The organism is Streptomyces physcomitrii, from assembly GCF_012273655.1.
GTDB lineage: Bacteria > Actinomycetota > Actinomycetes > Streptomycetales > Streptomycetaceae > Streptomyces > Streptomyces physcomitrii.
In genome coordinates this window covers 270,820-283,203 of record NZ_JAAWWP010000002.1, presented here as the reverse complement: position 1 = coordinate 283,203, position 12,384 = coordinate 270,820, and the positions used below count along the sequence as shown (strand labels likewise).

11 protein-coding genes and 1 pseudogene are annotated in these 12,384 nt (G+C 72.6%); 6 read left to right on the top strand and 6 right to left on the bottom strand.

The window, feature by feature from the left end; translation table 11 throughout:
* Positions 1–47 precede the first annotated feature (47 nt).
* Entirely contained in the window at positions 48–959 is a 912-nt protein-coding gene (locus HFV08_RS04450) for an alpha/beta fold hydrolase (RefSeq protein ID WP_168536080.1), read from the top strand.
* A 68-nt stretch (positions 960–1,027) separates the two neighbouring features.
* Here the strand turns inward: HFV08_RS04450 and HFV08_RS04445 are convergent, their stop codons facing one another.
* The 5 genes from HFV08_RS04445 to HFV08_RS31355 form a co-directional block, all read right to left on the bottom strand.
* Entirely contained in the window at positions 1,028–1,786 is a 759-nt protein-coding gene (locus tag HFV08_RS04445; RefSeq protein WP_168536078.1) for a succinate dehydrogenase iron-sulfur subunit, read from the bottom strand.
* Complete coding sequence (sdhA, locus tag HFV08_RS04440) at positions 1,786–3,540, bottom strand: succinate dehydrogenase flavoprotein subunit (RefSeq protein WP_168536076.1); 1,755 nt, start codon at positions 3,538–3,540, stop codon at positions 1,786–1,788. The genes HFV08_RS04445 and sdhA overlap by 1 nt, the downstream gene beginning before the upstream one ends.
* A 24-nt stretch (positions 3,541–3,564) precedes the next feature.
* On the bottom strand, positions 3,565–4,050 hold the full coding sequence (locus tag HFV08_RS04435; protein ID WP_168536074.1) for a succinate dehydrogenase hydrophobic membrane anchor subunit: 486 nt from the start codon (positions 4,048–4,050) through the stop codon (positions 3,565–3,567).
* Between the two features lie 5 nt (positions 4,051–4,055).
* Positions 4,056–4,436 (bottom strand): succinate dehydrogenase, cytochrome b556 subunit, encoded by a 381-nt coding sequence (gene sdhC, locus HFV08_RS04430; RefSeq protein ID WP_168536072.1) that lies wholly within the window; start codon positions 4,434–4,436, stop codon positions 4,056–4,058.
* Positions 4,437–4,585: 149 nt separating this feature from the next.
* Positions 4,586–5,146 (bottom strand): 2-oxo-4-hydroxy-4-carboxy-5-ureidoimidazoline decarboxylase, encoded by a 561-nt coding sequence (locus tag HFV08_RS31355; protein WP_312885405.1) that lies wholly within the window; start codon positions 5,144–5,146, stop codon positions 4,586–4,588.
* A 429-nt stretch (positions 5,147–5,575) separates the two neighbouring features.
* Between HFV08_RS31355 and HFV08_RS04420 the strand changes: the two genes are divergently transcribed.
* The 5 genes from HFV08_RS04420 to HFV08_RS31350 all read left to right on the top strand — a co-directional run bounded on the left by HFV08_RS04420 (position 5,576) and on the right by HFV08_RS31350 (position 10,971).
* A complete protein-coding gene (locus tag HFV08_RS04420) occupies positions 5,576–7,207 on the top strand; it encodes a beta-N-acetylhexosaminidase (RefSeq protein ID WP_168536068.1) in 1,632 nt (543 codons plus the stop codon).
* Positions 7,208–7,328: 121 nt separating this feature from the next.
* On the top strand, positions 7,329–7,838 hold the full coding sequence (locus HFV08_RS04415) for a hypothetical protein (RefSeq protein WP_168536066.1): 510 nt from the start codon (positions 7,329–7,331) through the stop codon (positions 7,836–7,838).
* Between the two features lie 126 nt (positions 7,839–7,964).
* A complete protein-coding gene (locus tag HFV08_RS04410) occupies positions 7,965–8,546 on the top strand; it encodes a hypothetical protein (protein ID WP_168536064.1) in 582 nt (193 codons plus the stop codon).
* A gap of 677 nt (positions 8,547–9,223) precedes the next feature.
* Positions 9,224–9,886 carry an RNA polymerase sigma factor gene (locus tag HFV08_RS04405; RefSeq protein ID WP_168536062.1) on the top strand — a complete coding sequence of 221 codons (663 nt, stop codon included), beginning with the start codon at positions 9,224–9,226 and terminating at the stop codon, positions 9,884–9,886.
* Positions 9,886–10,971 (top strand): hypothetical protein, encoded by a 1,086-nt coding sequence (locus tag HFV08_RS31350; protein WP_246341493.1) that lies wholly within the window; start codon positions 9,886–9,888, stop codon positions 10,969–10,971. The genes HFV08_RS04405 and HFV08_RS31350 overlap by 1 nt, the downstream gene beginning before the upstream one ends.
* 2 nt (positions 10,972–10,973) lie before the next feature.
* On the opposite strand, the pseudogene HFV08_RS04400 reads toward HFV08_RS31350, so the two are convergent.
* Positions 10,974–11,696: pseudogene (locus tag HFV08_RS04400) on the bottom strand (class I SAM-dependent methyltransferase); the annotation flags it as partial.
* Positions 11,697–12,384 lie beyond the last annotated feature (688 nt).

Genomic DNA, 12,384 nt, shown 5'->3' with positions numbered 1-12,384 from the left:
AGAGGGGGCTTGACCCTCACACCGATGTCAGACCTTAGCGTCCGGGCATGACCACGAACCCGCCGCACTCCGGTGCGCCCTCGCCCCGTACGACCCCGCCCTCCCCGGCTGCCGCGCCGGCCCCCGCTCCCGTACCCGCCGCGCACCTCGGCCCCTCCGGGCTGAGCCGGACCGTGCTCGGCAGCGGGCCGGGGCTGCTGCTGGCGCACGGGGCGGGCGGTGGTTTCGCGGCCAACTTCGGTCCGGTGGTCCAGGGGCTCGCCGAGCGGTACCGGGTCGTCGGGCCCGATCTGCCCGGCTCCGGCGGCACCCCGCGCGCCGAGCGGCCCCTCGAACTCGACGCCCTGGCCGACGACTTGGTGGCCACCGCCGTCGAAGAGGGACTGGAGAGCTTCGCCGTCTCCGGGTACTCGCTCGGCACCGCCCTCGCCGTCCGGGCCGCCGCCCGGCATCCGCGGCGGGTGCGGGCGCTGGTGCTGACCGCCGGGTTCGCCCGTCCGAGCCCGCGCTTCCTGCTCGCCGCACGGCTCTGGCGCCGACTGCTCGCCGAGCCCGAGCGGGACCGGCTCGCCGCCTACCTCTTCCTGTCCGGCCTCGGCTCCACCACCGCCGACGGCATGGACCGCGCGACGGTGGAGGCAGCCCTCGAAGAGGCCGCGCGCACGGTCCCGCCCGGCACCGACGAGCAGGTCGCCCTCCTCGAAACCCTCGACGTACGCGAGGACTTGGGGCGGCTGCGGGTGCCGGTGCTCGCCGTCTCCACCACCGAGGACGCCCTGGTGAGCCCCTTCCACCAGCGGCAGCTGTCCGAGGGGATCCCCGGCGCCGTGACCGTCGAACTGCCCACCGGGCACCTGCCGTTCGCCGAGCGCCCGGCTCAATGGCTGGACCTGCAGCGGGAGTTCCTCGACGGAGTGCTGTACGGCACGGATGGGACGGAGGGCGGGCAGCGCTCATGAGGACGCCCCGCCACCCGGAAGGACGGCGGGGCGTACCGGAGCAGGGGAGACCGGGAGGCCGGGGCGGGTCAGAAGCGCCGGGTGATCAGCGCGCGCTTGACCTCCTGGATGGCCTTGGTGACCTCGATGCCGCGCGGGCAGGCGTCCGTGCAGTTGAAGGTCGTGCGGCAACGCCACACCCCGTCCTGGCCGCCCAGGATCTCCAGGCGCTGATCGCCCGCCTCGTCACGCGAGTCGAAGATGAAGCGGTGCGCGTTGACGATCGCCGCCGGGCCGAAGTACTGACCGTCGTTCCAGAACACCGGGCAGGAGGAGGTGCAGGCGGCGCACAGGATGCACTTGGTGGTGTCGTCGAAGCGCTCCCGGTCCTTCGCGGACTGCAGGCGCTCGCGGGTGGGCTCGTTCCCGCTGGTGACCAGGAAGGGCATCACCTCGCGGTAGGACTGGAAGAAGGGCTCCATGTCCACGATGAGGTCCTTGTGGACCGCGAGCCCCTTGATGGGCTCGACGGTGATCGGCTTCTCCGGGCCGATGTCCTTGATCAGGGTCTTGCAGGCCAGCCGGTTCTTGCCGTTGATGCGCATGGCGTCGCTGCCGCAGATGCCGTGCGCGCAGGAGCGGCGGAAGGTCAGGGTGCCGTCCAGCTCCCACTTGATCTTGTGCAGGCCGTCGAGCACCCGCTCCTTGGGGTCGATCTCCAGGCGGAAGTCCTCCCAGCTCGCCTCCGCCGAGACCTCCGGGTTGAAGCGCCGGATCCGGAAGGTGACCGTGATGTACGGGGAGGCGGACGCCTCGGCCTCCACCTTGTCCATGGTCGGGGTAGCCATCAGTACGTACGCTCCATCGGCTGGTAGCGGGTCTGGACGACCGGCTTGTAGTCGAGACGGACGGTCTGTGCGCCGTCGTCGCCGACCTCGCGGTACGCCATGGTGTGGCGCATGAAGTGGGCGTCGTCGCGGTTCGGGAAGTCCTCGCGGTAGTGGCCGCCGCGGGACTCCTTGCGGGCCAGGGCCGAGACCGCCATCACCTCGGCGAGGTCGAGCAGATTGCCCAGCTCGATCGCCTCCAGCAGGTCGGTGTTGAACCGCTTGCCCTTGTCCTGCACGGAGACGTGCAGATAGCGCTCGCGCAGCTCGGCGATCTTCGCGACGGCCGTCTTGATGGTCTGCTCGGTGCGGAACACCATGACGTTGGCGTCCATGGTCTCCTGCAGCTCCCTGCGGATCTCCGAGACCCGCTCGCTGCCGGTGGCCGAGAGCAGCCGCTCCACCTGCGCGGCGACCGACTCCCCGGGATTCTCCGGGAGTTCGACGAGTTCGTGCCGGGCCGCGTACTCCGCGGCGGCGATGCCCGCGCGGCGACCGAAGACATTGATGTCGAGCAGCGAGTTGGTGCCGAGCCGGTTGGCGCCGTGCACCGAGACGCAGGCGACCTCCCCGGCCGCGTACAGGCCGGGGACGACGGTCAGATTGTCCGCCAGGACCTCGCCCTCGACATTGGTCGGGATGCCGCCCATCGCGTAGTGCGCGGTCGGCTGGATCGGGATCGGGTCGGTGTACGGCTCGATGCCCAGGTAGGTGCGCGCGAACTCGGTGATGTCCGGGAGTTTGGCGTCCAGTTGCTCCGGCGGCAGATGCGTGAGGTCGAGGTAGACGTGGTCGCCCTCGGGTCCGCAGCCCCGGCCCTCGCGGATCTCGGTGTAGATGGAGCGCGAGACGACATCGCGGGAGGCGAGGTCCTTCATGACGGGGGCGTACTTCTCCATGAAGCGCTCGCCGTCCTTGTTGCGCAGGATGCCGCCCTCGCCGCGGGCGCCCTCCGTGAGCAGGATGCCCATCCGCCAGATGCCGGTCGGGTGGAACTGGAAGAACTCCATGTCCTCAAGCGGCAGTCCGCGCCGGTAGCAGGCCGCCTGACCGTCGCCGGTGAGGGTGTGCGCGTTGGAGGTCACCTTGAAGAACTTGCCGGTGCCGCCGGAGGCGTAGACGACGGACTTCGCCCGGAAGACATGGATCTCGCCGGTCGCCAGCTCGTAGGCGACCACGCCCGCCGACATCCGGACGCCGTCCACCTCGGTGAGCAACTGGTCCAGTACGTAGAACTCGTTGAAGAACTCCACGCCCTGCTTCACACAGTTCTGATAGAGCGTCTGGAGGATCATGTGCCCGGTGCGGTCCGCGGCGTAGCAGGACCGGCGGACCGGGGCCTCGCCGTGGTTGCGCGAGTGGCCGCCGAAGCGGCGCTGGTCGATGGTGCCCTCGGGGGTCCGGTTGAAGGGCAGGCCCATCTTCTCCAGGTCGAGGACGGCGTCGATGGCCTCCTTCGCCAGGATCTCGGCGGCGTCCTGGTCGACCAGGTAGTCACCGCCCTTGACGGTGTCGAAGGTGTGCCACTCCCAGTTGTCCTCCTCCACATTGGCCAGCGCGGCGGCCATGCCGCCCTGCGCGGCGCCCGTGTGGGAGCGGGTCGGGTACAGCTTGGTCAGCACCGCGGTCCGGCTGCGCCCGGTCGCCTCGATGGCCGCGCGCATGCCCGCACCACCGGCGCCGACGATCACGGTGTCGTACGTGTGCATCTTCATGTCTGGCTGCCTCTTCCCCGGCGCCTAGCGGATGTTCGGGTCGAAGGTGAAGATCACCAGCGTGCCCAGCAGGATGGTGAACACCGTGGCGGTGTAGAGCAGGCCCTTGAGCCACATGCGGGTGCCGGGGCGCTCCGCGTAGTCGTCGACGACGGTGCGCAGGCCGTTGGTGCCGTGCAGCATCGCGAGCCACAGCATGCCGAGGTCCCAGGCCTGCCACCACGGGGAGGCCCAGCGGCCCGCCACGAAGGCGAAGCCGATCTTGGAGACGCCGCCGTCGAGCACCAGCTGGATCAGCAGATGGCCGATGACCAGGACGACCAGCACGATGCCGGACAGGCGCATGAACAACCAGCCGTACATCTCGAAGTTGCCGCGGGCCCGGGTGCCGGGGCTCTTCGCCGTGCGCTGCCGCGGGGGCTCGATGATCGGCGCGGGATGGTCCCGGTCGTAGAGCGAGGCGCCGTCCGGGGAGCCGGTTCCGCTCGTGCCGAGGGTGGTGTCGGACATCCGCCTCAGCTCCCGAAGACTTCGCGGAAGGCGTGCCCGAGGACCGGGTACAGCGCCCCGGCCATCAGCACGACCCAGATACCGACGGCGGACCACAGCATCTGCTTCTGGTAGCGCGGGCCCTCGGACCAGAAGTCGACGGCGATGATGCGCAGGCCGTTGAGCGCGTGGAAGAGGATCGCGGCGACGAGGCCGTATTCGAGCAGCGCGACGACCGGCGTCTTGTAGGTGGCGACGACGTCGTCGTACGCCTCGGGCGAGACACGGACCAGCGCGGTGTCCAGCACATGGACGAACAGGAAGAAGAAGATGAGGACGCCGGTGACTCGATGAGCCACCCAGGACCACATTCCTTCCCGGCCGCGGTACAGCGTTCCAGCCGGCACGGAAGAACCCTCCGGGAGCGGGGATCGGGGCCGCGCCGGCATCGAGGGTCGGACGGGCCCGGCCGGGTACGGTCCACCGGCCCCGGTCATCGTAGCGAGGCCCTGGCCGAAACCTGGTGCCTTGCCCGCTCAACTGATCAAAGTGGCCGTCAAACTTGCACGTACGGGCTATCCGAATGCCCGGAATCCGTAGATTCTTGCGATTCCTCGGCCCGGTGATGTCTGCTCAGCATGCGCGTGATCCGGCCACGGGCGAGGCGGCGCAGCTCCTCGGCGGCGAGCACCCGCTCCTCCTCCGGGTCGTTGCCCAGCCGGGAGCGGATGCCGTGCAGCACCTGGTCGAGCGTCTCCTCGGGCGGGAAGCCGTCGAGGCAGAGCACGAACACATGGCCGAAGCGGTGTTCGTAGGCGGCGTGCGCGGCGGTCAGCGCGGTGTGCGCGGCGGAGTGGCTGCCGCGGGGCGGGAGGGCGGCCCGCGGTTCCCTGGCGAGCGCGGCCGTGAGGTCCGCCGGGGTGAGATCGTAGGTGGCCTCGTCCGCGGCGGCGAGCAGCGCGGCCAGGTCCGGGTAGGGCCGGTGCCGGGCGAGCCGTCGCGCCCAGCGCAGGTCGGCCAGGCAGGCGAGCAGCTCGCCCTCCGCGGCCTCGGACGCCGTGGTGTTGAACCGCTGGAGTCCGCGCGGCCACGGGTCGCCCGGCCCCTGGGCGGGTATGGCCCCGGGGCCGCGGCCGCGGGGCAGTCGTGGCGTGTACAGCGTGTGCTCCAGGACAGGGGACGGGCAGGGACAGGGGAAGGCACGGGCCGGTCGCTGGATGCGGCCGGGGAGAGGACAGGACGCTTCGGTGTACGGGACGGACGGGTGCGTGCGCACCCGCACGGGGATGCGAGGAACGGCACCCACGCTAGTCACGCGGACGCGCCGTCGGTCGGGACGGAGAGGAAATTCACCCGGAAGGGAGAGTTTCGGCGCGTGTGGTGGACGTTGTCGGCAAGCGTCTGAGATACGGGCCTTAGGTTTCGGCTGGGCGGTGTGCCGGGTGAGGCAGGAGCCGGGCGCCGGTGCCGCAGCAGTGATCAGGAAACCGCGTACGGCCGCACCGGGCCGCACGCCGGGCGGAGGCGACAGCAGGATGGATGCCGCATGAGTCATGCCGCGAACGGCCGGTCCTCCCCACGCGGACCCGGCGACCGCAGGAAACTGCTCTGGATCCTGGTCGCCCTGGTCGCCGCCACCGCGGTGGCCCTCGTCTTCTCCCTGTGGCCGGGCGACGAGGACGGCGACCGCGGGGGCGGCGAGGCCTCCGGCGCGGACACCGCCGCCGCGGGCACCCCGACGCCCGAGCGCTCGTACGCCCTCTCGAAGCGGCCCCGGGTGATCCCCGCGGTCAGCGGCTTCGAGGCGGCCCGCGGGCCCGGCTGGAAGCCTGGCAAGGACGCCAAGGTGGTGGCGGAGGACGACGCCCTGGACGACGAGGCCGCCCTGCTTGCCTCCGAACTGAAGCTCGACCGCGCCACGGACGGCGACGCCGGGGCGGGCGACGTGGAACTCGCCCTGGACGAGGGCGTCAAGGGCGGCGGCGAGGCCTACACCCTGAAGACCGAGGGCGGCAGGGTCCGGATCACCGGCAGCCGCGACACCGGCGTCTTCTACGGCACCCGCACCCTCAAGCAGCTGGTGCGCACCGGCGGGGGCGTCCCCGAGGGCGAGGTGCACGACGTCCCGGCCAAGCCGCGGCGCGGCTTCATGCTCGACATCGCCCGCAAGAACTTCACCGCCGACTGGATCGAGCAGCGGATCCGCGAGATGGGCGACCTCAAGCTCAACGAGTTCGGCCTGCACTTCTCCGACGACCAGGCCTTCCGGATCGCCTCCGACTCGCACCCGGAGGTCGTCTCCGAGCCGCATCTGACCAAGGCGCAGGTCCGCCGGATCATCAAGCTGGCCGCGAGCCGCCACATCACCGTCGTCCCCGAGATCGACTCGCCCGGCCACCTCGGCGCGGTGCTCAAGGCGCACCCGCAGCTCCAGCTCAGGAGCGGCTCGGGCAGCCCGGTGCAGGGCACCGTCGACATCGCGAACCCGGCCGCGGGCAAGCTCGTCGACGAACTCCTCAAGGAGTACGCCGAGTTGTTCAAGGGCAGCGACTGGCACCTCGGCGCCGACGAGTACCTGGCCCTGATGTCCGCCGACCCGGAGGGCTCCTACCCCGGACTCGCCGCCGCGGCCCGCAAGAAGTACGGGCCCAACGGCCGCGTCCAGGACCTCGCCACCGGCTGGCTCAACGACCGGGCGAAGGCGGTCCGCGGCGACGGCCGGGAGCTGCGGGCCTGGAACGACGGCTTCTTCACCGGCGGTGCGGTCCGCCCCGCGAAGGACCTCCAGGTCGCCTACTGGACCGGCAAGGAGTCCGGGAAGCGCGAGCCCGCCGAGTTCCTGGCGGAGGGGCGCAAGGTGCTCAACTACAACGACGAGTACCTCTACTACGTCCTCGGGCAGCCGAACCAGTTCGTCTATCCGACCGGTGAGCGCATCTACAAGGAGTGGACGCCCCGGGTGATCCGCGGCACCGGCGCGGTGCCCGCGAAGTACGACTCCCAGATCCTCGGCGGCAGCTTCGCGGTCTGGTGCGATCTGGCCGACTCGCAGACCCAGGACCAGGTCGCCGCCGGGATCCGCCTGCCGCTCGCCGCGGTCGCCCAGAAACTGTGGGACGCGGGTGAACCTCCGCTGAGCTGGGGGGAGTTCAAGGCCCTCGCGGCCAAGGCGGACTGAGGCCCCGACCCCTCGGTGCGGCGGCTCCGGCCCGCACCGAGGGGTTTCGGACACTGGCGCGACCGCGTGGGTCTGTGGTGTATTCAGCCCTCACCAGCACAGTCGAGAACCGGGGGACGGCGTGGGCTACTGGGGCTACTACGTGGTGGGGCGCAGCCCGCGCCCGCTCGCGGACTGCGCGTCGCTGCGGGCGGTACGCCCCGAACTCACCCTGCTCGAGGACCGCGCCGCCGACTGGCAGGTCTGGGAGTGCCCGGCCGCGGGTGAGGCGGCGCCCCGTATCGGCAGCATGAACCGGCTCGCCCGGGAGACCGGCGCCCCCGCCCTGTTCGGCTACGTCCTGGACAGCGACTGCGTGGTGGTCGAGGCCGCCGCACCCGGCAGCGGCGCCTGGAGCGCCTGCCTCGCCCCGGCCGCGATGGCCGCCCACCTCGGCGAGGACGCCCGGGTCCTGGAGGACTATTTCCTGCCACCGGGCGACGCCGCCCGCCGGGCCGTGGCCTGGGCCGCCGAGGCCGGATTCACGGTGCCGTCCGCGCCGCTGCTCGAAGCGCTGACCGCGGTCGCCGAGCCCTCCGCGGAGACCCACTTCTTCCGCTTCCTCGACCTGCTCGGCGTGGTCGAGCGGTGAGCGTCCGGGCCCCGGAACGGGCCTCTCGGCGCGGTCCCCGGGCGGGTGGACGGTGGCCGAAGAGTGACGTTCGGCGGCGCGCGCACGCAGTACGAGTCGATGCCGGCGCACGGAAAGGCGTACGCAATGAGTCTGGTGGAGCTCCTCGCCCAGGCGGACGACCGCGGTCTGGCGGCGAGCGGACTCGCCTGCCTCGACCGCTGTGTGCCGCTGCTCGGTGACGACGACGAGGTGCTGCGCCCGCTGTGGGCCAGCCTCGCCGAGGAGGCCGACTGGCAGGCGCCGCTCGCCCGCGCGCGCGAGGCCCTGGACACCGCCCCCGCCCACGCGCGCGAGGCCCTGGACGCCGCCCCCGCCCAGGAGGACCGTGCGGTCACCCTCGCCCACCGCATGCTGGGCGCCGTACCCGTGACCCGGACGGCCGGTCCGCTGCGCGCCTGGGCCGACGCCTGCTCGGTCGCCGCGCTCCAGATACACCGGGAGCTGGACGCCCTCGACGACGGCGCCCGCACGGTCGCCGCCCGCCGCGAGGGCCGCACCGAGGACATGTCCCCCCTGGTCGCCGCCGAACTCCGCCGCCAGACCACCATCCTGGAACTCCTCGCGGGCCGCGGCGCCGGCGGCCTGCGCCAGGCCCTCGACGTCTCGGCGGAGGGCCGCCGCGTCCTGCGCGCGGTGGTCTCACGGCGGGCGCGGGGGAGGGTGTGATCGGTTCCGGCGCGGGGAGAGCGTGACCGGCTCGGGGACGGGGAGAGCGTGACGGGTTCCGGGACGGGGAGAGCGTGACCGGTTCCGGTAGGGGGAGGGCATGACCCGCTTCCGGCGCGGGTCGACTCTCCCCGGGGCCTCCGTGGACCGGCCGCCCTCGGGTGCCTCCGGCGTGGGCCGGCTGCCACACGGGCCCTGAACTGCTGCTCGACGCACGGGAGTTGTACGCGGACCCGGTGCGCTCGGCGGGCTTCGCCCCGGCCGCCGGAGCCGAGGTCTCTGTGAGTGGTGCCCCGTGGGCGAGGGGGAGCGCCGATGCCCTGGCCCGCCGACCGGAGGTGAACGTCCGGTGTCGAAGGCGGGCGGGGCGGTCGGGAAACGCCGCGGGCCCCTGCCAGCGGACGGCCAGGGCCGCCACCCCCCACAGGAGAGGCCCCGGCCGCCGCACGGCACGGGCCGCGCGGCGGCCCGTACTTCACTCAGCGCCGGGGCTGCGTTTTCTGTCACACCCCACTCGGTCACGTGTTAGTTGCGCGTTGTATCAAGCGTGGACGTGTGCCGCTCGACGCCGTAGCGTGCTGATTCGCACCGGCCGGCGCGGCGGATTCGGATGATCGGTAACCGGGCAAAGGACCCGATCCGCAGCGGGTGAACATCGACTGGGGCAGGATGAGGGAGTGCTGGGGGACGACGCGGAACTGACCGCCGCGGTGCGTGCGGCACAGGACGGAGACGAAACCGCCTTCCGTACTGTGTACCGGGCTGTGCATCCGCGGCTGCTCGGCTATGTCCGGACCCTGGTCGGCGAGCCGGACGCCGAGGACGTGACCTCCGAGGCCTGGCTCCAGATCGCCCGTGACCTCGGCAGGTTCAGCGGGGACGCCGACCGCTTCCGCGGCTGGGCCGCCCGTATCGCGCGCAACCGCGCCCTCGACCACATCCGGATGCGCGGGCGCAGGCCCGCCATCGGCGGCGACGAGACCGAACTGACCGGCAAGCCCGCCGAGTCCGACACGGCCGTCGAGGCGATGGAGTCCCTCGCCACCAGTTCCACCATGTCGCTGATCGCGCAACTGCCGCAGGACCAGGCCGAGGCCGTGGTGCTCCGGGTGGTCGTCGGCCTGGACGCCAAGAGCGCGGCGGACACGCTCGGCAAGCGGCCGGGTGCGGTGCGCACCGCCGCACACCGCGGCCTGAAGCGGCTCGCCGAACTCCTCGGCTCCGATCCGGAGCAGAACGGAATGCTCGACGCCGTACCGCCGCAGCGTGAGGCGCACACGACTGCGGTGACGTCCGCCGGTGTGACGCATTCGCGTACGCGGACGCAGAAGGACATGTGATGGCCGACGAGCAGTACGAGTGGCTGAGCCCCGAGGCCGTGGAGCGCCTGCTCTGCGGAGAGGCGCTCGGCAACGTCGACGATCACGCGCGTGCCCAGGCAGAACGCCTGGCCAGGACCTTGTCCGCGCTCACCCCCGCCGATCTCGGCGCGGGCGGTGAACTTCCCGGCGAGGAAGCCGCGCTGGCCGCCTTCCGCGAGGCCCGGCAGGCGCCGGTGGCCCGGGGCGCCGCGATTGCACACGGCGCCGCCGCCTCCGCCGTGCACCACGGCCACGGTTCCACCACCACGCTGCTCGCCCCGCGCGAGGTCCTGAACGGACGGCGCGGCGGCGGCGCGGGCGCGGTACGGATCGGCCGCCCGATGCGCTGGGGCATGGCGGCGGCGGTGGCCGCGTGCATGATCGGCGGGGTCGCCGTCGCGGGCTCGGCGGGTGTGCTGCCCTCGCCCTTCAAGGACCCGCGCCCCTCGCCCGCCTCCACCGTCTCCCCCGAGCCGGACCAGGAGGTCCCGCTCTCCTCGGAGTTCCCCGCGGTCCCGGACTCCGAGGAGAGTGAGAGCGGCTCCTCGCCGACCCCCGAGGACACCCCGCGGCGGAACACCGGCAACGAGCCCGAGAGCGGGGACGCCGAGGCACGCGGCGGCAAGACCCCCGTGCCCAGCCGGCCGGTGCCCGAACGCGACCGCCCCGGGCACCCGGACTCCGGCGCCAAGGAGTGGTGGCAGCGCGCGGTCCAGGCCTGCCGTGCCTACGAGGCCGGGACCCTGGACGCCGAGAAGCAGCAGGCCCTCGAAGAGGCCGCCAAGGGTGCCGGGCGCCTGAAGCGCTACTGCGAGAAGGTCCTCGACGCCGAGGAGGGCCACGGCGGTTCCCAGGACGGGCACGACGGCGACTGGCCCAGGCCGGGCGGCGGCCGCCCCGACCAGGGCAGCGGACACGACGACGACTCCGGTCAGGGACCGGTGCCCGACCCGTCCAAGGCCTCCACCCTCCCGGCGCCCCTTCCGCCGACAACGCTGCCGGCGGGCGACACCACCTCCTCGGCGCCGGAGACCTCGGGGTCTCCGCTGTCCCTCGCGGGCTGAGCCCGGCGGAACAGGCCGGCCCACAGGAAGGCCTCCCCGAAGTACGGGGACTCGGGCGGCTCCTCGCGCATCCGGCGCAGTTCGATCTCGGTCAGCCCGGCGAAGACGTGCCGCAGGGACGCGGGCGTATAGGCCAGACCGCCGTGCAGCCGCCGCTCGCGGTAGAGGTCGGCGTCGGAGAGTTCGGAGCCCATCGCCCCCGCGGCGAAACAGGTGAGGGCGAAGTGCCCGCCCGGTGCGAGATGCCGGTCCAGGAGATCCAGGTAGCCGACCCGGCGGTGCGGCGGCAGATGGTGGAAGCAGCCTGAGTCGTAGACCAGGTCGTACGGCCCGGCGAACTCCTCCCCGGCGAGCGCGAAGGCGTCCCCCTGGTGGAAGCCGACCCGGACGCCCGCGGCCCGGGCGCGTTCCCCGGCCCAGGTGAGGGCGGCGGGGGAGAGGTCGACGGCGTCCACCTCGAAACCCCGGCCGGCCAGATACAGGGCGTTGCGCCCCGGGCCGCAGCCGAGGTCGAGGGCGCGTCCGCCGCCGAGTCCGCCCCGCTCCACCAGGCCGACCAGGTTCTCATCGGGCTTCGCCGCGAAGAACGGCACCGGCCGGGACCGGTCCGCGTAGAACTCGTCCCACCAGGTGGCACCTTCACGCGTCCATCGATCTGCCCCGGACGCGAACAAGCCGTCCAGCAGCCGCATGACGTCATCCACCGTGCGTACGGTGCGGTCCATCCGGATCCCCTCCCCGGGTTCCTCTCCTGGGCCGGCGAGGGCGGCCCCCGCCTCGCCTGCCGGCGCTGCAACTCGGCCTCGAACCCTGCTCGGGCACTGCTGCGACCCCGCTTCGGCCACTGGCTCGGGCACTGCGTCGGTCATTCGCCCGGTCGCTGGTTCGAGCACTGGCTCGGTCGCTGGCTCGGGCACCGGCTTGGCCGCTGGTTCGGTGCGGGCATGCCGGTGGATCCGATGCGGTGAGCGTAGGGCCGAAGCGGGCAAGAGCCCAGCTCAGAGGGTGAGTTCGGGGGTGCGCGGAAGCCGTGTGGGCTTCACTCGCCGGGGCGGGGGCGAGGGGTGGGGCGGCGCCGCCGGGCTTGGGTGAGAGGGCGGTACGTGGATCGGTGAGTGCCGTACGGGGGGCTTTCCGGGCGGCGGCGGGGTGGCCTTTTGCCGCGGGGGGAGAGAGAAGGACGGGTGCCGGGGGCGAGCGAGGTCGGGCCGGTCGAGCGAGAGCCGAGGGAGAGGCAGGGGAGAGCCGGGGTAGAGCCAGGGGAGAGTCGGAGGCGGGCGGCGGGTGGGATTGCCGGGGCTGGGGGAGGGGTTGCGCCCGGCCCCGTGGGTGGTGCTGCCGGGTGTCTGGCGGCGGGAGGTCGAGGCGGGGCGGGGGAGGGATGAAAAGGGGCCGCGCGATGTCCGAAACTCC